At 70.4% G+C, this 19,717-nt stretch carries 19 protein-coding genes and 1 tRNA gene; 8 read left to right on the forward strand and 12 right to left on the reverse strand.

Going from position 1 to position 19,717, the window contains the following annotated elements:
• Positions 1 to 34: 34 nt before the first annotated feature.
• Positions 35 to 1,555, reverse strand: coding sequence for a peptide MFS transporter (locus EAT51_RS17305; RefSeq protein ID WP_130516365.1), 1,521 nt, complete (start codon positions 1,553 to 1,555; stop codon positions 35 to 37).
• 113 nt (positions 1,556 to 1,668) lie between these two features.
• Positions 1,669 to 2,538, reverse strand: coding sequence for a tryptophan 2,3-dioxygenase (locus EAT51_RS17310; RefSeq protein WP_130517588.1), 870 nt, complete (start codon positions 2,536 to 2,538; stop codon positions 1,669 to 1,671).
• Between the two features lie 179 nt (positions 2,539 to 2,717).
• Here EAT51_RS17310 and EAT51_RS17315 point away from each other — a divergent pair, with 179 nt between their 5' ends.
• The 7 genes from EAT51_RS17315 (at position 2,718) to EAT51_RS17345 (ending at position 11,792) form a co-directional block, all read left to right on the forward strand.
• Positions 2,718 to 6,254 (forward strand): Calx-beta domain-containing protein, encoded by a 3,537-nt coding sequence (locus tag EAT51_RS17315; protein WP_130516363.1) that lies wholly within the window; start codon positions 2,718 to 2,720, stop codon positions 6,252 to 6,254.
• A gap of 176 nt (positions 6,255 to 6,430) precedes the next feature.
• The gene (gene pdhA / locus EAT51_RS17320) at positions 6,431 to 7,510 is read left to right on the forward strand and encodes a pyruvate dehydrogenase (acetyl-transferring) E1 component subunit alpha (RefSeq protein ID WP_130517584.1); all 1,080 of its coding nucleotides are present in this window, start codon (positions 6,431 to 6,433) and stop codon (positions 7,508 to 7,510) included.
• A gap of 46 nt (positions 7,511 to 7,556) precedes the next feature.
• Positions 7,557 to 8,561: an alpha-ketoacid dehydrogenase subunit beta gene (locus EAT51_RS17325; protein ID WP_130517586.1), complete on the forward strand. Its 1,005-nt coding sequence runs from the start codon at positions 7,557 to 7,559 to the stop codon at positions 8,559 to 8,561.
• Between the two features lies 1 nt (position 8,562).
• Positions 8,563 to 8,910, forward strand: coding sequence for an SH3 domain-containing protein (locus EAT51_RS17330; RefSeq protein ID WP_130516361.1), 348 nt, complete (start codon positions 8,563 to 8,565; stop codon positions 8,908 to 8,910).
• Positions 8,911 to 8,912: 2 nt separating this feature from the next.
• Entirely contained in the window at positions 8,913 to 10,316 is a 1,404-nt protein-coding gene (locus EAT51_RS17335; protein WP_130516359.1) for a dihydrolipoamide acetyltransferase family protein, read from the forward strand.
• Positions 10,317 to 10,496: 180 nt separating this feature from the next.
• Entirely contained in the window at positions 10,497 to 10,937 is a 441-nt protein-coding gene (locus tag EAT51_RS17340) for a hypothetical protein (RefSeq protein WP_130516357.1), read from the forward strand.
• Positions 10,938 to 11,195: 258 nt separating this feature from the next.
• Positions 11,196 to 11,792, forward strand: coding sequence for a hypothetical protein (locus EAT51_RS17345; RefSeq protein ID WP_130516355.1), 597 nt, complete (start codon positions 11,196 to 11,198; stop codon positions 11,790 to 11,792).
• Positions 11,793 to 12,113: 321 nt separating this feature from the next.
• Here EAT51_RS17345 and EAT51_RS17350 read toward each other — a convergent pair whose 3' ends face one another.
• The gene (locus EAT51_RS17350; protein WP_130517582.1) at positions 12,114 to 12,458 is read right to left on the reverse strand and encodes a DUF6172 family protein; all 345 of its coding nucleotides are present in this window, start codon (positions 12,456 to 12,458) and stop codon (positions 12,114 to 12,116) included.
• A 135-nt stretch (positions 12,459 to 12,593) separates the two neighbouring features.
• On the opposite strand from EAT51_RS17350, the gene EAT51_RS17355 reads away from it, so the two are divergent.
• The gene (locus EAT51_RS17355) at positions 12,594 to 13,352 is read left to right on the forward strand and encodes an SDR family NAD(P)-dependent oxidoreductase (protein WP_130554030.1); all 759 of its coding nucleotides are present in this window, start codon (positions 12,594 to 12,596) and stop codon (positions 13,350 to 13,352) included.
• A gap of 10 nt (positions 13,353 to 13,362) precedes the next feature.
• Here the strand turns inward: EAT51_RS17355 and EAT51_RS17360 are convergent, their stop codons facing one another.
• From EAT51_RS17360 to birA, 9 genes are all read right to left on the reverse strand, one after another.
• On the reverse strand, positions 13,363 to 13,719 hold the full coding sequence (locus EAT51_RS17360) for a hypothetical protein (protein ID WP_130516351.1): 357 nt from the start codon (positions 13,717 to 13,719) through the stop codon (positions 13,363 to 13,365).
• A gap of 85 nt (positions 13,720 to 13,804) precedes the next feature.
• Positions 13,805 to 14,746, reverse strand: a complete 942-nt coding sequence (locus EAT51_RS17365) for an MBL fold metallo-hydrolase (RefSeq protein ID WP_130516349.1) — start codon at positions 14,744 to 14,746, stop codon at positions 13,805 to 13,807.
• Between the two features lie 96 nt (positions 14,747 to 14,842).
• Positions 14,843 to 16,141: a tryptophan--tRNA ligase gene (locus EAT51_RS17370; RefSeq protein WP_130516347.1), complete on the reverse strand. Its 1,299-nt coding sequence runs from the start codon at positions 16,139 to 16,141 to the stop codon at positions 14,843 to 14,845.
• A 159-nt stretch (positions 16,142 to 16,300) separates the two neighbouring features.
• Positions 16,301 to 16,510, reverse strand: coding sequence for a CsbD family protein (locus EAT51_RS17375; RefSeq protein WP_130516345.1), 210 nt, complete (start codon positions 16,508 to 16,510; stop codon positions 16,301 to 16,303).
• Positions 16,511 to 16,707: 197 nt separating this feature from the next.
• Entirely contained in the window at positions 16,708 to 16,863 is a 156-nt protein-coding gene (locus EAT51_RS17380; protein ID WP_130516342.1) for an entericidin A/B family lipoprotein, read from the reverse strand.
• 147 nt (positions 16,864 to 17,010) lie between these two features.
• Positions 17,011 to 17,086, reverse strand: a tRNA-Thr gene (locus EAT51_RS17385).
• A 21-nt stretch (positions 17,087 to 17,107) separates the two neighbouring features.
• Positions 17,108 to 17,905: an SPOR domain-containing protein gene (locus EAT51_RS17390; protein ID WP_130516340.1), complete on the reverse strand. Its 798-nt coding sequence runs from the start codon at positions 17,903 to 17,905 to the stop codon at positions 17,108 to 17,110.
• An 11-nt stretch (positions 17,906 to 17,916) separates the two neighbouring features.
• Positions 17,917 to 18,666 (reverse strand): type III pantothenate kinase, encoded by a 750-nt coding sequence (locus tag EAT51_RS17395; protein ID WP_130517580.1) that lies wholly within the window; start codon positions 18,664 to 18,666, stop codon positions 17,917 to 17,919.
• A gap of 11 nt (positions 18,667 to 18,677) precedes the next feature.
• A complete protein-coding gene (gene birA, locus EAT51_RS17400; protein ID WP_130516338.1) occupies positions 18,678 to 19,679 on the reverse strand; it encodes a bifunctional biotin--[acetyl-CoA-carboxylase] ligase/biotin operon repressor BirA in 1,002 nt (333 codons plus the stop codon).
• Positions 19,680 to 19,717 lie beyond the last annotated feature (38 nt).

Here is a 19,717-nt window from a genome sequence, read left to right on the forward strand (position 1 = left end):
AGCTGAGCCGCCGCGGCGCCGTGCGGACCGTGGCTTACTTCACCCCGTGCATTAGCTTGTTGACCAGCGGGGCGATCAGGAACAGCGCCACGCCGAAGCCGGTGAGGATCCAGAACCCCATCGTGTAGGCGTGCTGCGCCGAGGCCACGGTCATGCCGCCCTTGCCGCTGACCAGCCCGGCGAAGATGCCCGAGAGGTTGTTGCCGATGCCGGTGGACAGGAACCAGCCGCCCATCCCGAAGCCGACCAGGCGCACCGGCGCCAGCTTGGTCACCATCGACAGGCCGATCGGCGACAGGCACAGCTCGCCTACCGACTGCAGCACGTAGACCATGAACAAGGTCCAGAACGGGATCTTGCCGGCGTCGCTGACCAGGGTGGACAGGGCGAACATCAACAGCAGGAAGGCCGAGCCGTTGAACAGCAGGCCAAGGCCGAACTTGCGCGGGATGGAAGGGTTGAAGCGCCCCATGCGCACCCACAGCCAGGCGATCAGCGGCGCCAGGGTGATGATGGCGATGGAGTTGACCGACTGGAACCACGCGGTCGGGAAGGTCCAGTCGCCGAACTGGCGGTTGACGATCTCATCGGCCAGGAAGGTGAAGCTGCTGCCGGCCTGTTCGAAGAAGCACCAGAACAGCACGTTGAACAGGAAGATGATCAGCATCGCGATCACGCGGTCGCGCTGGACCCGGCCCTCGCGGACGCCTTCGACCAGCAGCAGTACCGACAGCACGATGAACATCACGCCCAGCACCCAGGCCAGCGCGTTGGCGCCCATGGCCAGCAGGAAGTACACCACCGGCACGGCGAGCACGCAGCCCACCGCCACCAGCCAGGTGCGCCCCATGCCCTGCGCGTTGGCCGGCGGCGTGCCGATGCCGCCCAGGCCGCGGCGGCCGATGTAGAACCACACCAGCGACACCAGCATGCCCACGCCCGAGGCGATGAACACCATCTTGTAGGACGGCATGGCCTGGGTACCGAAGACCTGCTCGGCCAGGTACTGGGTCAGCACCGGGGCGATCATCGCGCCGATGTTGATGCCCATGTAGAAGATGGTGAAGCCCGAATCGCGGCGCTCGTCCTTCAGCCCGTAGAGCTTGCCGACCATGGTCGAGATGTTGGGCTTGAACAGGCCGTTGCCGACGATGATGGTCGACAGGCCCAGCTGGAACACCTGGTGGTTGGGCACCGAGATCAGGAACAGGCCCGCGGCCATCACCACCGCGCCGAGCAGGATCGAGCGCTGATAGCCGATCACCCGGTCGGCGATGTAGCCGCCGAAGATCGCCGCCGCGTAGACCAGCGCCAGGTAGGCGCCGTAGGTGCGGCTGGCATCGGCCTGCCCGGACGCATCGCCGCCATAGAACTGCGCCACGATGTACAGGACCAGGGCCCAGCGGATGCCATAGAAGGCAAAGCGCTCCCAGAACTCGGTCATGAACAGCATCCACAGCGGTCGCGGATGCCCCATCAGGTTGTCGAACTTCGGCGGATCGCCATTGGCCGGCGGCGCGGGCTCGAGCGTGGACCAGTTGGACTGGGCGGTCATGCGTCAGATTCCCCTCTTGAATCGTGCGTAGACAAAAAAACGCCCCGCGCGGGGGACGGCGCAGGATGGCCGCAGGCGGGTCATTGCGTCAAATGAAACCAATCGCGCCGGATTCAGGCTGACGGGCCTGTCAGCCCCACCACCGTGCGCACCTGGAACAGCTCGGGGAAGAACTCCAGCTCCAGCGCCTGCTTCAGAAACCCCACGCCCGAGGAGCCGCCGGTGCCGCGCTTGAAGCCGATCACGCGCATCACCGTGCGCATGTGGCGGAAGCGCCACAGCTGGAACTGCGTCTCCAGATCGACGAAGTCCTCGGCCAGCGAATACTCGCGCCAGTAGCGGTCGGTATCGGCATAGATGCGCTCGAACATCGGCAGCAGCGCCTCGTCGCGCACGTGCGCGTGGCTGAAGTCGCGCTCCAGGTGCTGGGCCGGCACCGCGTGGCCGAAGCGCGCCAGGTAGCGCAGGAACTCCTCGTACAGGCTCGGCGCCTCCAGCGCGGCGGCCAGCGCGCGCTGGCCGGCCGGATCGTGCGAGAACACCTTGAGCATCGCCGCGTTCTTGTTGCCCAGCATGAATTCCAGCTGCCGGTACTGCAGCGACTGGAAGCCCGAGGACGGGCCGAGCACATCGCGGAAGCCCATGTATTCCGAGGGCGTCAGCGTCTCCAGCACCGACCACTGCTCGGTCAGCTGGCGCAGCACCTGCTTGGCGCGCGCCAGCACCTTGCGCGTCTGCCAGACCTCGTCGCGCCGCAGGTGGCCGATGGCCGCGCTCAGCTCGTGGATCATCAGCTTCATCCACAGCTCGGAAACCTGGTGCTGGACGATGAACAGCATCTCGTCGTGGTGCGGCGGCGCCGACAGCGGCTGCTGCGCGGCCAGCAGTTGGTCCAGGCGCAGATAGCCGCCATATGTGGTGCGACCGGCCAGGTCGGTGTGGATGCCGTCTTCCAGCGGCCGCTGGTTGTCCTGGATCTGCATGCGTTCGGCCATCCCGAGGGGAGCGGCATGGTAGCGCCCGCGCCGCCCGGCATCGCCGGATGTCGCGCTGTCGCGGCCGATGGCTGTCATGCAATTTACTCAGGCTTCGTTCATAGTCCGGACGCGGGCCGGCGGAACCGGGCCCCATCCCCCGAAGCCTTGCCATGGAGAAGCCGTCGATGACGACGCGTTGGTCGCGCCTGCTGGCGCTTGCGATGTTGGGCCTGGGCGGCGCGCAGTGCGCGCAGGCGCAGGTGGTGATCAGCCAGGTCTACGGCGGCGGCGGCAACAGCGGCGCCACCTACACCAACGACTTCATCGAACTGCACAACACCGGCACCGCCGCGGTGGACCTGTCCGGCTACAGCGTGCAGTACGCCAGCGCCAGCGGCACCAGCTGGGCGGTCACCGCGCTGAGCGGAAGCCTGCCCGCCGGCGGCTACTACCTGGTGCAGGAGGCCAAGGGCAGCGGCGGCAGCACCGCCCTGCCCACGCCGGATGCCAGCGGCAACATCGCCATGTCCGGCACCGCCGGCAAGGTCGCCCTGGTGGCCAGCGCCACCGCGCTCAGCGGCGCCTGCCCGAGCGGGGCGGTGGATCTGGTCGGCTTCGGCGGCACGGCCAGCTGCTACGAGGGCAGCGGCCCCACCCCGGCGCCGAGCAACACCCTGGCGGTGCTGCGCGCCGGCGACGGCTGCACCGACGGCAACGACAACGCCACCGATTTCGCCACCGGCGCGCCCACTCCGCGCAACCGCGCCAGCGCCGCGGTGATCTGCGGCGCGGCCGGCACGCCGGTGCTGTCCATCGCCGACGCCTCGGGCGATGAGGGGGCCGGCCCGCTGGTGTTCACCCTGACCCTGAGCCAGCCGGCGCCGTCCGGCGGCATCGCGGTGGACTACGCCACGGCCGACGGCACCGCCACGGCCGGCAGCGACTACGTCGCCAGCAGCGGCCGCGTCACCCTCGCCGCGGGCCAGACCAGCGCCACGGTCTCCATCGCCCTCATCGACGACAGCGTCACCGAGGCCGACGAGACCTTCAGCCTCACCCTGTCCAACCTGTCCGGCGCGGCGTTGCTGGGCACGGCCAAGGCCACCGGCACCATCGTCAACGACGATCTGTCGCTGACCGCCATCCACGACATCCAGGGCGCGGGCATCGAATCGCCGCGCAAGGGCGCGCTGGTCTACACCACCGGCATCGTCACCGCGGTCAAGAACGTCGGCTTCTGGATCCAGACGCCCGACGCCGAGGTCGACAGCGACCCGGCCACCTCCGAGGGCCTGTACGTCTACACCGGCAGCACGCGCCCGGCCGCGGCCGTGGTCGGCAACCTGGTGCGCGTGTCCGGCACCGTGCAGGAATACGTGCCCAGCGCCGATCCCTACCAGCGCCCGCTGACCGAACTTAGCGGCGGCGTCACCGCCACGCTGCTGGCCAGCGGCCAGGCGCTGCCGGCGCCGATCGCGCTGAATGCCTCGATGCTCACCGCCGGCGGCGGCCTGGACCAGCTGGAGCGCTTCGAAGGCATGCGCGTGACCGTGCCGCAGCTGCGCGTGGTCGGCCCGACCGGCGGCTTCACCAACGAAGTCAACGCCACCGGCACCACCGACGGCCAGTTCTACGCGGTCATCGGCGAAACCGCCCGTCCGTTCCGCGAGCCGGGCATCGAGGCGCCCACGCCGGTCTCCGGCGCCATCCCGCAGTGGGACGGCAATCCGGAAATCCTGACCATCGACAGCGACACGCTGGGCGGCGCCAGCACCGCGCTGGACCTGGCCGCCGGCGCGGTGGTCAGTGGCCTGACCGGCCCGCTGGACTACAGCTATCGCCACTACGTGATCGTGCGCGACCCGAGCGTGGCGGTGGACACCGTCGCCGGCCCGGGCCCGACGCCGGCGCGTGCGCCCAACGCCAACGAGTTCACCGTGGCCGGCTACAACATGGAGCGTTTCTTCGACACCACCGCCGACGGCAACGGCGCGCCGACGCTGACGCCCTCGGCCTTCGCCAACCGCCTGTCCAAGGCCTCGGTCGCCATCCGCGACTATCTGCGCCTGCCCGACATCCTGGCGGTGGTGGAGATGGAGAACCTGGCCACGCTGCAGAAGGTGGCCGACAAGGTCAACGCCGACGCGGTGGCGCAGGGCCTGGCCGATCCGCAGTACGTGCCCTACCTGAAGGAAGGCAACGATGTAGGCGGCATCGACGTGGGCTTCCTGGTGAAGACCGCCACGGTCGGCGCCAGCGTGGCGCGCGTGGAGGTCTCCGGCGTGACCCAGTACGGCAAGGACACCACCTGGACCGAGCCCTCCGGCGCCACCAGCCTGCTCAACGACCGCCCGCCGCTGGCGCTGGATGCGGTGGTGCACTGGGCCGACGGCCGCAGCTTCCCGATCACCGTGATCGCCGTGCATCAGCGCTCGCTCAACGGCGCCGACACGCTCGACGCCGCCGGTGAGCGCGTGCGCGCCAAGCGCCAGGCGCAGGCGGTATTCCTGGCCGATCTGATCCAGGGTCTGCAGACCGACAACCCGGAGCGTCGCATCACCGTGCTGGGCGATTTCAACGCCTTCCAGTTCAACGACGGCTACGTCGATGCGCTGGGCACCATCACCGGACTGCCCACCCCCGATGCGCAGACCCTGGTGCCCGGCGACGGCGCCGACCTGGTCAATCCGGACCTGACCAACCTGGGCGAACTGCTCGCCGCCGGCCAGAACTACTCATACACCTTCGGCGGCAGCGCGCAGACGCTGGACCATGTGCTGGTCAACGACGCGCTGGTGCTGGCCACCACCGCCTTCGGCATGGACCACGCGCGCATCAATGCCGATTTCCCGGAAGTGGCGCGCAACGATGCGACCTCGCCGGCCCGCCTGTCCGACCACGATCCGGTGGTGGCCTACTTCGAACTGGCGCCCAAGGCCGACCTGGCGATCGCCGCCACGGCCGATGCGGCCAGCGTCGTCGCCGGCCAGCCACTGCACTACACGGTGAACGTGCGCAACAACGGGCCCGAAGGCGCCAACGCCCCGGGCGTGGGCTTCTCGCTGGCCGGCGCGCTGCCGGACATGACGGTCGTCGCGCCGAGTGGCTGGAGCTGCGATGCGGCGCAGGTGGCCGACGGCATGACCTCGGTGGCCTGCAACAGCGCCACGCTGGACAACGCCGCAACGGCAGATTTCAGCGTCAGCGCGACCTCGGTGGCCAGCCAGTCCGGTACCGGCGTCACCCTGGCCGTGGCCGCGACCTCGCAGACCTTCGACCCGGACAGCAGCAACAACCAGGCCGTGGCCCAGGTGCAGGTGACCGCGCCGCCGACCGCCGATGTGTCGGTGTCCGTCGAAGGCCCGGCCAGCATCCGCGCCCCGCAGTTCTACACGCGCTATGTGGTGCATGTGGCCAACGCCGGCCAGCCGGCGGCCAATGCCCAGGTGCTGATCGAAGGCAATACGCTGAACGTGCTGACGCTGATCGATCCGCCGCGCGGCTGGAGCTGCCGGCGCGAGGGCTCGCTGCGCAATACCCAGCTGCGCTGCGTCACGCGCACGCCGCTGGCCGATGGCGCGCAGGCGGCGTTCCCGCTGTGGGTGACCACGGGCACGGCGCGGCGCGGATCCACGGTCCAGGTCGACGCGCGGGTGTCCACCACCTCGACCGAGCGCGACACGTCCAACAACGGCACACGGTTTTCCACCGCGGTCAGGTAAGCGGGACGACACATCCCGGCAAAAACCCACGCGGCCCTTGATGGGCCGCGTTTTTTTGCGTGAAACGGGGTGAACGGGAACCGGTTGCTGCTGCGCTGCATGAAGGAAAAGCCGCACCGGGTCATTACCATGGCGCGGCTATGATGAAGTCCTCATTCCGCAAGACCGACGATGCCATGTCCCTGGCAGCCAGTTTCCAGATCGAATTCCTGCAGTACCTCAACCCCGACGGCACATCCAACGGGCGCCCCCTGCCCGAACTGGCCAAGGACACCGGCCGGCTGGTCGAGCTGTTCAAGCAGATGCTGTTCGTACGCGTGTTCGACACCAAGTCCATCGCGCTGCAGCGCACTGGCAAGCTGGGCACCTATGCCTCGTGCCTGGGCCACGAGGCCACACACGTGGGCATCGGCGCGTCCATGCGCCCGCAGGACGTGTTCGCGCCCAGCTATCGCGAGTACGGCGCGCAGTTCATGCGCGGGGTCAAGCCGCGCGAGGTGCTGCTGTACTGGGGCGGCGACGAGCGCGGCAACGATTTCGAAGTCCCGCGCCAGGATTTCTCCTGGTCGGTGCCGATCTCCACCCAGTGCCTGCACGCGGCCGGCGCGGCGCTGGCGTTCAAGCTGCGCGGCGAAGACCGCGTGGCGGTGAGCACCTGCGGCGACGGCGGCTCGTCCAAGACCGATTTCTACGCCGCGCTCAATTCGGCCGGCGCCTACCAGCTGCCGCTGGTGCTGGGCGTGGTCAACAACGGCTGGGCCATCTCGGTCCCGCGCTCGGCGCAGACCGGTGCCGAAACTCTGGCGCAGAAGGGCCTGGCCGGCGGCCTGTTCTGCCTGCAGGTGGACGGCAACGACCTGATCGCCGTGCTCGATGCGATGGACCAGGCCATGCAGCGCGCGCGCAGCGGCCAGGGCGGCACGGTGCTGGAGTTCGTCACCTATCGCCTGTCCGACCACACCACCGCCGACGATGCGCGCCGCTACCGCGACGAGGCCGAGGTCAAGGCCGCCTGGGAACGCGACCCGATTCCACGCATGCGCGCCTGGCTGACCGCGCAGGGCCTGTGGGACGAGGAACAGGAAAGCGCCTGGAAGGCGCAGTGCGGGCAGCGCGTGGACGAAGAGGTCAACGCGTATCTGGCCACCCCGGTGCAACCGGTGGAGGCGATGTTCGACTACCTCTACGCCGATCCGCCGCCGGAACTGTTGAAGCAGCGCGCCGACGCCATTGCTCGGGAGCAGCGCCATGGATGAGCACAAGCCGATGCCCGCGCACGAAGCGACCAGCGAGACCCACGCGATGCCGACCGTCGAGACCCCGGCGGCCACGCCGATCACCCTGATCGAAGCCATCACCCAGGCCCTGGCCTGGGAAATCACCCACGATCCCACCGTGGTGGTGCTGGGCGAGGACGTGGGCGTCAACGGCGGCGTGTTCCGCGCCACCGCCGGCCTGCAGAAGCGCTTCGGCGCCCAGCGCATCCTGGACACGCCGCTGGACGAGACCACCATCGCCGGCCTGAGCGTGGGCATGGCTGCGCAGGGTCTCAAGCCGGTGGCCGAGGCGCAGTTCGACGGCTTCGTCTACCCGATGGTCGACCACCTGGTCTGCCACGCCGCACGCCTGCGCTACCGCACGCGTGGGCGCCTGCACTGCCCGATGGTGCTGCGCGTGCCGTGGGGCGGCGGCATCCGCGCGCCCGAGCACCACTCCGAGGCCAACGAATCGATCTTCACCAACGTGCCCGGCCTGCGCGTGGTCATGCCGTCCTCGCCGCAGCGCGCCTACGGCCTGCTGCTGGCGGCGATCCGCGACCCGGATCCGGTGATCTACATGGAGCCCAAGCGCATCTACCGCCAGTACAAGGAGCGCGTGCCCGACGACGGCGAGGCGCTGCCGCTGGACGTGTGCTTCGTGCTGCGCGACGGCTCGGATGTGACGCTGGTGAGCTGGGGCGCGCAGGTCAAGGAAGCGCTGGAGGCGGCCGACCAGCTCGCCGCCGAGGGCATCAGCGCCGAGGTGATCGACGTGGCCACGCTGACCCCGCTGGACTTCGACACCATCGCCGAGTCGGTGGCCAAGACCGGGCGCTGCGTGATCGTGCACGAGGCGCCGCGCACGGCGGGCTTCGGCGCGGAGATCGCCGCGCGCCTGGCCGAGGAGTGCATGTACGACCTGCTGGCCCCGGTCGAACGCGTCACCGGGCCGGACACGCACATGCCGCTGTTCCGCCTGGAGATGAAGTACATGCCCAGCGCCCAGCGCGTGGTCGAGGCGGCCAAGCGCACGCTGGCACGCGGCTGACATGCGGCGCGCGCGCGTGCTGACCCGCCACCGCGCGCCCGACCGCGTGCCGGTGCGCGTGGCCCGGGGCGAGCGCGCGATGCTGGGCGAGCACGACCACGAGTGGCCCGACTTCGTCTGGGCCACCCTGGCCCAGGGCCTGGGCGGCTGGATGCCGGCCGACGTGTTCCGCATCGACGAGGCCGGCGCCACGGCCCAGCAGGACTACGACACGCGCGAACTCGACGCCGATCCAGGCGATGTGATCACGCTGGAACGCCAACACGCCGGCTGGTGGTGGGCGCACGATGCACAGGGACGCAGCGGCTGGATCCCAGACCGCGCCATCGAATTGATTCAAGAGAGTTGACCATGACCGAGAGCAAGACCTTCCACCTCCCCGACCTGGGCGAGGGCCTGCCCGATGCGACCATCGTGGAATGGTTCGTCAAGGAGGGCGACGTGGTGCGCCTGGACGAACCGCTGGTGTCGATGGAGACGGCCAAGGCCGTGGTCGAGGTGCCTTCGCCGGTGTCGGGCAAGGTGCTCAAGCTGGCCGGCGCCGCCGGCGAGGTGGTGGTGACCGGCGCGATGCTGGCCCAGTTCGAACCCGATCCCAACCTGCCCCAGCGCGCCGAAGGCCAGGACACCGGCCATCACCACGGCCCGCCCAAGCCCGCCGCGCCTGCCGCGGCCGTCGGGCCCGCGCCGGCCCCCACGCCGACGCCCGCGGTGGAGAGCTTCGATCATGAGCGCGACGATGCCGGCACGGTGGTCGGCGCGATGCAGTCCTCCGACGCGGTGCAGGCCGAGGCCGCGGTCGCCGTGGGTGGCGTCAAGGCGATGCCGGCCGTGCGCGCGATGGCACGCAAGCTGGGCGTGGACCTGGCGCGCGTGCGCGCCACCGGCGCCGAGGGCGTGGTCACCATGGCCGACGTCAAGCAGGCCGCCGCCGATCCTTCGCTGTTGCTTTCCGCTCCCACCGCCAGAGGCACTGGAGGGGCGAGTGCGGCAGCCAGAGAGGGCGCTGCACGTCCCGAATCCGCTCCCCAGGGCGAGCAGGGCTCGGACCGTGCGCGCACCGCGCTGTCGGCCAGCGGCAAGCCGATGCGCACCTCGCCCCCGGGCAGCGGCGCCAGCGGCCAGCCCGAGCCGCTCAAGGGCGTGCGTCGCAACATGGCCCGGGTCATGGCCGACGCGCACGCCAAGGTCGTGGCGACCACGCTCAACGACGACGCCGACATCCAGGCCTGGGCGCCGGGCCAGGACGTCACCGCGCGCCTGGTGCGCGGCCTGGTCGCCGCCTGCCGCGCGGTGCCGGCGATGAACGCCTGGTTCGACGGCGAGGCGCTGACCCGGACCCTGCATCCGCACGTGGACGTGGGCATCGCGGTGGACACCGACGATGGCCTGTTCGTGCCCGCCCTGCGCAATGCCGACATCCTGGACGCGCGCGGCGTGCGCGAAGGCGTCAACCGCCTGCGTACCCAGGTGCAGGAGCGCTCGATCCCGGCCAGCGAACTGACCGGCTACACCATCTCGCTGTCCAACTTCGGCATGTTCGCCGGCCGCTACGCCACCCCGATCGTGGTGCCGCCGTGCGTGGCCATCGTCGCGGCCGGGCGCGCGCGCTTCCAGATGACGCCGGTGATGGGCGGCTTCGAATCGCACAAGGTCATCCCGCTGTCGGTGACCTTCGACCACCGCGCCTGCACCGGTGGCGAAGCCGCACGCTTCCTGCGCGCGCTGATCGACGATCTGGCGCTGGCGGACTGATCCGCGGCGCCAGGCGATATCGCCCAGGCCGCGACGGGCGTCCTGGCCTGGGCGCGCATGCACCTCAGCGGATGGACGATGGCGGCGGTGGCGCCTCAGAATGCCGCCACCGACCACGTGCAATGACGCCGGATGTCATCAGGCCCGTCCTGTTCCATCCGCCCCTCAGGACGCCCCATCGTGAACATGAAGCTCAAGCTGGAATTCCCTCCGACGCCGGAATTCGCCGAACGGCACGCCGCCAACATCGTCGCTGCCACCAAGGACGTGGACGGGACCGTCCTGGATTACAGCCTGGACTCCTTGCACCACGTAGACCGCATCCTGCAGCGGATGCACGACGACGGCCTGCCCGCCGACCGCATTCCCTCCACGCTGTTCCGCTTCGGCTGCTACATCGGCGAAGTCGCCCTACGCGAGCATCCTGCCGCCTGGGTCGATCCGGCGCGCTTCGTGCCCGAATCCTCGCTGTCGTTCTTCCCTTTCATCGTGCTGCGCTTCCCGAACCAGGCCATCTGGGCGCCGATCAACCTGGCTTTCCAGAAAGTGGAGCTCGGCGAGCAGAAGAGCGTGCATTTCTCGTGCGTGGCGCAGCTGGATTCGGTGCTCAAACCGGCGTGAGCTGATCACGAAACGTGCAGGCGCAGGCGGGATACATCCACCGATGGCCTGCTGCGACGCTGGCGAACGCTGAGAGGGACCCATCGCGCGCGGATGCGATCGCCCACAGAGATGCGGCCGCAAGTCCGTGACCTTCGCCGCATCGCCCATCCAACAATGCGCGCTGGCGGCCTTGGCCCCGGTCGGGGGCCGGGGATGGCGTTGCACGCGCGCGCCTGGCCCGGTCAGACTCGCCCCCTGCCTCTCACGGAAGATCCCATGCAGCTTCGCGCACTCCTGCTCATCGCCTGCGGCGCCCTGGCCTGCGGCGGCGCCGCGGCCCAGTCCCAGGCCGACACTTCGCTGGCCGCGCTGTACCAGGCCGACCAGGCCGAACGCGGCCAAGTGCGGACCCTGACCGATCCAGTCGCGCTGAAATCCGCCGCCAAGGCGATGGCCGAGCACGACGCACAACGCCGCGAACAAGTGCGCGCGATGATCCGGGCCGGCGCGCTGCGCAGCGTCGACGACTACCGCATGGCCGCCACCATCTTCCAGCACGGCCTGACCGGCGAGGACTACGCCCTGGCGCACGCGCTGGCGATGCTGGGCAGCACTCTGGCGCCGGACGATGCGCAGCTGCGCTGGCTGGCCGCGGCCACGACCGATCGCTGGCTGCTCTCGCGGCAGTCCGAGCAGTGGTACGGCACCCAGCCCGTCTGCGATGCGCGCGCAACGCCGCCCACCTGCACGCTGGCGGTGCGCGAGGGCGCGGTCAGCGACCAGGAGCGCGCGGCCGCCGGCATCGCCCCGCTGGCCCAGCTGCGGGCGGAAAACGCCGCACGCGAACAGGCGCTGCGCAAGCGTCTGCCCTGATCTTCTTCGTACAGATGCAAGCGGCAGCCGTGGGCTGAAACTCACCTGTGCGCCTGCCGCAACCGTCGGCCGGACCGCTTGGCGCGTGTTAAGACCCAAAGGCAAAGGGCACAGGCCCCAAGAACCCGTCGTTCCCGCGAAAGCGGGAACCCATGGACGTTAGCACTTCGCATCAAATCCGCTGGGCTCCAGCTCTCGCGGAGAGCGCCGGTAGGCGCGTAACGATCGACTCCAGGTGCGAGGCACCCAAGCAGCATGCGCCACAGCGCTCACCGCGCCTCGCAGCCTCTCCCCGCAACCAGCGCTCGCCGTCAGGCGACCTCAGTCGCCGTCGTACAGATCCTCACCCGCATCCGCGGCAGCCGCACCATCGCGCCCACGCGGCCGTGCATTGCGGTTGCCCGGCTTGCGCAGCAGTTCGACATAGAACTGCACGGCGCCGGCAGCGACATGCTGGTCGATGGCGCGGATGAGTTCGGTCAGCGGCAGCGGCTGCGCGCCCGCCTCGTCCTGGCCGAAGCGCGCATCGAAGTCCCAGATGTCCGCGCCGGCCGGCAAGGGCTTGCGGCGCTCGCGCTTGAGGTACTTGCGGATGTCGTGCTTGGCCGCCTCCAGCAGGCGCTCGGGATGCCGGCCTTCGATATCCAGGTGGTAGGTCTTGCGCATGGCGTGGTCCACGGGAGGGCCGGGCATTGTGAGGCCACCATGGGCCATTGCGCGAATGCCGCGCTTCATCGCCACCGCCCCGGCGCTCACCGGCACAGGCGCATCATGGGCGTTTTCGAACAGGAGCACGAGGCGATGAACACTTCAAGCCTGCAGGGTCTGCGCGTGCTGGTGGCCGGCGGCAGCCGCGGCATCGGCCTGGCCATCGCGCAGGGCTGCGCCGCGGCCGGCGCCCAGCTGTCGATCTGCGCGCGCGGCCAGGCGCCGCTGCAGGCCGCGGTGGCCGATCTCTCCCGGCATGACCTGGCCGTGCACGCCCTGCCCTGCGACCTGTCCGATCCCGCGCAGATCGCGGCCTGGATCGAGGCCGCGGCCGGCGCGCTCGGCGGCATCGACGTGTTGATCAACAACGCCTCCGGCTACGGCCACGGCAGCGACGACGCCAGCTGGCAGGCCGGCTTCGACGTCGACTTGATGTCCGCCGTGCGCAGCACGCGACTGGCCCTGCCGCATCTGCGCCGCAGCGCCTCCCCGAGCATCCTCAACATCTCCTCGATCAACGGCCAGGTGCCCACGCCGCGTGCGGCCGCCTACTCCACCGCCAAGGCGGCGCTGAACTACTACACGCTGACCCTGGCCACCGAACTGGCGCGCGAAAAGATCCGCGTCAACGCCATCGCGCCGGGCTCCATCGAATTCCCCGGCGGCCTGTGGGAGCAGCGCCGCACCCAGGATCCGGCGCTATACGCGCGCATCCGCGAGCGCATCCCGTTCGGCGAATTCGGTGCGGTGGAGGACATCGCCAACGCCGCCGTCTTCCTGGCCTCGCCCGCGGCGCGCTGGATCACAGGCCAGATCTTGTCCGTCGATGGCGGCCAGTCGCTCGGCGCTTAGCTACGCGTACTTATCCTTCGATCGCGCGGACGACCGCGATCAGCAACAGTCCCGCGCCTGTGATCGACAACAGTCGCGAGGCCAAGGGCATGCGCGGCACCAGGCCCTGTGCGAAGGCTTCATGAATCTGCCCCAGGCGCTTGTTCAACAGCCCCCGCCGTCGATCTAGTGGGCGCTCGATCCAAAGCGACGCGGCGAAGCACGCCAGCGCAGCGGCCTGCAGCGCGCCGGTGGTCCGTACGCCCAATATGCCCAGCACCATCAATGTCCCGACCACCGCGATGGCCATCCAGAAGGCCGCCACATCGGAACCGCGCGCCAGACCCCACCGCGCGCGCCAACCTGTCATCTGCCTGCGCTTGGCCATCCTTGAGTTCCCTTGATCCGACAAGGCTCGATCCTGCCCACATGAAGTCGCCGCCAGGTGTCACTGCCACCACGGATTGCAACACTCACCGCCGCTCCCGATCCAACCAGCAGGCCAGCCCCTGCGCATTGAGCTCGATGTCCATCGCCAGCGCGCGTTCGATCTGCGCATCCTCGAGCGGCACCTGCGCCGCGCGGGCGCGCTGCAGGTACAGCGTCGACAGGGCCTCGAGCAGCTTCGCGTGGCGGTCCGGCTTGCCATCGGCGTCGCGGCCCAGGGCCTCCATCGCATTGATCTGCTCGTACAGATCCTGCGCCAGCTTCTCGACCTCGGCGTAGCTGGAGCCGACGCGGTCGTAGTGGGTCAGATACATGCCCTGCGGCTCATAGGCGAGCATCCGCGCGATCGACTGCTTGAGCGCTTCGGGCTCGAACTGCACCGGCGAACTGGTCGGCAGGATGAAGGGCCCCTGCGGGCCGTCCAGCTCGCGATAGGACAGGCCGAAGGTGTCGCCGGTGAACCAGCACGCACTGCGCGCGTCCCAGACGCAGTAGTGATGCCGGGCGTGACCCGGCGTATCCAGGCACAGCAGCGGGCGGCCGTTGTGGTCGACCACATGGCCGTCTTCGGCCACCACCACACGCGTCTCCGGCACCGGCTGCACCTGGCCGTAGCTGCGCTCGATCTCCTCGACGCCGTACACCGCGGTGGCGCCGGCGATGATGCGCGAGGGATCGATCAGGTGCGGCGCCGCGCGCGGATGCGCGACGACCCGGGCGTTGGGCAGATGCTGCAGCAGCAGGCCGGCGCCGCCGGCGTGGTCCAGATGGATGTGCGTGACCAGCAGCCAGTCGATGTCGGCCGGCGTCAGCCCGGCCCGCGCGATCGCCTGCAGCAGCAGCGGCACCGAATGGTTGGTGCCGCAATCGACGAACGCGCCGCGCCCGTGTTCGACGATGAGATAGCACGCGTCGAAGTGGTCGCGCTGGAAGGCAGTGTCGACCGTGTGGATGCCGTGCTGGCTCATGGCGTGCGCGCCGTATCGAGAAGGATGCGGCGATTCTAGGCAGCGCCCCGTGCACGCACGATGCGGCCTTGGTCGCAAGGTCCCAGAAAGCGCGCGCTAGGCCTGCGCCGCGGCCTCGCGCAGCGCGGCCAGCGCGGCCAGTACTTCGTCGGCGGGAACGCGCAGCTCGACATCGGCCGCCGGCAGCGCATCGGCGGAGCTCGCCTCCTTCATCGCCGCCACGCGCAGCCCCGCATCGCGCGGCGCGTCGAAGCCGCGGCTCTGCACAAGGACCTGGCCCTGCGCATCGGAGAGCTTGAAGTAGAACTTGCCGTCGGCCTCGCGGTACTGCTTGAACACCGGCAAGGACGCCTTCGGCGCCGCCTGCGCCTGCACCGTGCTCACCGAGGACAGGTCGCGCAGCCCGATCGCATCGCGCAGTTCGCCCAGGAACGGCGTGGCGTACTTCGCCCGCAGCCGCTGCGCGCCGTCGCGCAGGACCTCCTCGATGCGCGCCGGCTTGGCGATCAGCGTCTCGTAGCGCTCGCGCAGCGGCGCGACCTCGCGCTCGACGCGCTCGAACAGGCGCTGCTTGGCATCGCCCCAGCCGATCCCCTCGGCATAGGCCTGGGCGAAATCGGCCGTTTCCTCGGCCGAGGCGAAGGCCTGGTAGAGCTGGAACAGCGGCGAGCCCTCGGTGTCCTTGGCCTCGCCCGGCGCGCGCGAGTCGGTGAGGATGGAGAAGATCAGCTTCTTCAGCTCCGCCGGCGGCGCGAACAGCGGGATCGTGTTGCCGTAGCTCTTGCTCATCTTGCGTCCATCCAGGCCGGGCAAGGTGGCCACGTGGTAATCGATCAGCGCCTCGGGCAGGGTGAAGTACTCGCGGCCATAGACGTGGTTGAAGCGCTGGCCGAAATCGCGCGCCATCTCGATGTGCTGGATCTGGTCGCGCCCCACCGGCACCTGGTGCGCGTTGAACAGCAGGATGTCGGCGGCCATCAGCACCGGGTACATGAACAGGCCCGCGGTCACGCCCGCATCCGGGTCCTCGCCGTCGGCCACGTTCTTGTCCACCGCCGCCTTGTAGGCATGGGCGCGGTTGAGGATGCCCTTGCCGGCCACGCAGGTCAGGAACCAGGTCAGCTCGGAGATCTCGGGGATGTCGCTCTGCCGGTAGAACCACACCTTGTCCGGCTCCAGCCCGGCGGCCAGCCAGGTCGCGGCGATCTCCAGCGTCGAGCGCTGCGTGCGCGCCGGGTCCTGCGCCTTGATCAGGCTGTGCAGGTCGGCCAGGAAGTAGAAGCTCTCCGTGTCGGCGGCGCGGCTGGCGGCGATGGCCGGGCGGACCGCGCCCACGTAGTTGCCCAGGTGGGGCGTGCCGGAAGTGGTGATGCCGGTCAGGACGCGGGTGCTCATGCGAAGGCGATGCGGTGGCAAGCGGGCCGTCCAGTTTACCCGCCCGCGGCCACTGCCCGGCCCAAGCGGCGGCCTGCCCGTCGCACGTGCCAACACGGCCGCAAACGACAACGGGCCCGCGAGGGGCCCGTTGCCTGATCACGCTGCGCCTGCGAAAGATCAGTGGCGCTCGTCCAGCGAACGCTCGAAGGCGTTCACTTCCTTCTGCGCGCGGTCGCGGTCCCAGCCGTAGCGCTCCTGCAGCTTGCCGGCCAGGTACTCGGCGTTGCCCTCGGCCACGTCGAACACGTCGTCGGTCAGGTCGCCCCACTTGGCCTGGGCCTTGCCTTTGAGCTGCTTCCAGTTGCCGGCGATGATGTCCTTGTTCATGCGTTCACCTCATGGTTTCAACACGGCGGATCGATGCCGTGCGGGCAGCCTGCCCGGCCGCGTGTTGCGCGCGCATGAGCCGCGCGTGGAGGGGTCGTTAGCCCACCGCGCCTGTCGCACCTGTCACCGGCGCGCACAAACAAAGAAGCCGGCTTGCGCCGGCTTCTTCGTTGAATCGTTTGAACGCTGCAGCGGGATTACTTGGTCCCGGTGCCGCCGGTCTTGTCGGCGGAATCTTCCATCTTGCTGCCGACCTTCTGGACGTCCTTGCCGGCGCCCTTGACGGTGTTGCAGGCAGCCAGCGAACCGGCGAAGAAAACGGACAGCACCAGCAGGCAGATCGTGCGCTTCATTGGGAATTCTCCGAAGTTGGTTTCCCGGCTTTCCCCTTTGGAAAACCTTGATGTGAAGGCTGCCGAGCGCCTCGTCGAAACTGCGTGAACACGCTGAACAGCGGTCAGCTTCGGTTGCACAAGGCGCCCGTTCGGCCTTGCGGGAGATGGTGCCGCTTGTCCGAATCGAACGGACGACCTACCGCTTACAAGGCGGTTGCTCTACCTGCTGAGCTAAAGCGGCGATGACGCGTCGCGGCGCATTCTAGCCGCTGGCGCGTGCGCAGTCCTGCGCCACGGCGCGCGCGGCCCCGGCCTGGCCCTGCAGCGCGGTCGCCGGCGCGCTGGCGCGTACGTCGAGCCACCACTGCACCGGGCCCTCGGGACCGACCGCCTCCATGCGCGCATCGAAGCCGGCCGCCTCCAGGTCGCGCTGGCGACGCTGGGCGGCCTCGCGCGTGCTGTAGCGGCCCAGCGCCACGCCCGAGGACGGCCCGTTGGAGATCACCATCAGGTCGTCGAAGCCGGCGGCCGTGATCCGCCGGGCCATGTCCTCGGCCGCGGCGCGATCGGCGAACGGCGCCATCACCGAGTAGGCGCGGGCCGGCTGGTTCTGGCTGCGCAGCCTGGCCGACGCGGGCGCCGGCTTGAGCCGGCCCTGGGCGGCGCGCGCCTCGGCCTCGCTGTCGAACGGACCCAGCGCCGTGCAGGCCAGCGGCGCCGGCTTGGGCGGCGGTTCCGGCGCAGGAGCAGGCGCGGGCGCGGCGACGGGCGCCGGCTTGGGCGGCGCGACCGGCTTGGCCTGCGGCGCCGGCGTCGCGGGCACGGCCGTGCTCGGCTTGGCCTCGACCAGCTGCGGCGACGGCGGCGCCTCGACCGCCGGGCGGCTGGCCGCGGCGCGACGCGCCTGGGCCAGCTGCTGCGGGGTGGGCGTCTTCAGCAAGGGCAGGCCATCGACCTGCGCGGTCGGCACCGGCGCCGGCGACGACGGCGCCATCAGCCACCACGCGGCGACGCCAAGGTTGAGGACGACCAGCAACAGGATCAGGGCACGAATCAGCATGGCGCAGGATTCTATCGGTCCGGCACGGCGGAGATCCCGGCCCACACGGCCAGGCCCTCCAGCACCAGGCTGTCGATGCGCTGCGCCTGCGGCAGCAGCGCCGCCAACGGGGCGCTGCCGCCGCCATGCAGCAGCAGCGACGGCGTCTGGCCCAGGCGCTGCGCCCCCTGCGCCAGGCTGCGTTCGATCAGGGCCACGGCCGCGCCGTCGCAACCGGAGGTCAGCGCGTCGACCGTCTCGCTGGCGAACTCGTCGAACACCCCGCCCTCGGCCGGCAGCTGCGCGGCGGCCCGGTGCAGGGCCTGCCGCATCAGCTGCGGCGAAGGCGCGATGCGCCCGCCCAGATGCGCCCCGTCGGCGGCGACCAGATCGATCGTCACCGCTGTGCCCACGCCGGCCACCAGCCATGGCCCGGCGCCGCGCGCCCGCGCGCCGAGCATCGCCAGGAACCGATCCACGCCCAGCCGCGCCGGTTCGGCATAGGCCACGCGCAGACCGGCCAGCTGCGCCTGGGTGCGTGCCAGCGAGACAAGCCGAAAGCGTTCCTGCAGGACCTCCAGCACGCCGGCGGTCAGGGCCGGCGCGGCGACGCTGGCCAGGCAGGCCGACGCGCCATACGCAGGCAGCTGCGCGCGCAGCTGGTCCAGCAGGGCGCCGCGTCCGTGATCCAGCGCGACCACCGCGCCGATCCGGCCGTCGGCCTGCAGCGGCGCGGCCTTGAGCCGGGTGTTGCCCAGATCGAGCAGCCAGCGCTGCGGCATCGCCTCCCGACTCATGCCGGGCGCACGCTGACTTCGCCGGCGTGGAAGACGCGCAGGCCCTGCGCGGTCGCCACGCGCAGCGCGCCGTCCTCGGCGATGCCCTCGGCGGTGCCGGCCACATCGCCCTCGTCCAGCTTCACCGTCACCGCGCGTCCGCGCAGCGCATCCAGCGCGGCATAGCGCGGCAGGAACGGTGCCAGCCCCTCGCTGTCGAACAGCGCCAGCGCCGGCAGCAGCTGCGCCAGCACCGCCACCACCACCGCCTGGCGCGCAGGCGGCGTCGGCAGCGCACCGGCCAGGTCGATCCAGGGCTGGTCGATCGCCTCGCCCTGCGCCTGCGGCATGCGTACGTTGAGCCCGATGCCGACCACCGCGCGGACCGGGCCACCGGCCTCCCCGCCGCCCTCGACCAGCAGGCCGCCGAGCTTGCGCCCGTCGACCACCAGATCGTTCGGCCATTTCAGGCCCACCTGGGCCAGGCCCAGCGCGCGCAGCGCCTCGGCCACCGCCACGCCGGCCACCAGGCTCAGCCCGCCCAGCCGGGCCAGGCCGCCGCTGTAGCGCCGGGCCACCGACAGATAGATATGCGCGGCCAAGGGCGAGGCCCAACTGCGTCCGCGGCGGCCGCGACCGCCGGTCTGGCGCTCGGCCAGCAGCACGGCGCAGCCGTGGTCCGGGCTGGTGCGGCGCAGGAGCTCGCTGTTGGTGGAATCCAGGCTCCAGGCCACCTCCAGCTGCGCGACCAGGGCGAGCGCCTGGGCCGGCAGCTTCGCGCGCAGGGCGTCGGCGTCCAGCAGTTCGAGCGGGCCCTGCAGCGCGTAGCCCTGACCGGCGCTGCCGGCGATGGCGATGCCGGCCTCGCGCAGGGCCTGGACCCGCTTCCAGATCGCGGTCCGGGTCAGCCCGGTCTCCTGCGCCAGCAGGTCGCCGGACACCGGCCCCTGCATCAGGCGCGACAGGAGCTGGCGCTCGCGCTCGGCGGACGCGGGAGACTGAACAGGGAGGGCGGTCATCAGGCCGCCATTATGGGGAGGCCCGGCGGATGCTGTCA

Source organism: Pseudoxanthomonas winnipegensis (genome assembly GCF_004283755.1).
GTDB lineage: Bacteria > Pseudomonadota > Gammaproteobacteria > Xanthomonadales > Xanthomonadaceae > Pseudoxanthomonas_A > Pseudoxanthomonas_A winnipegensis.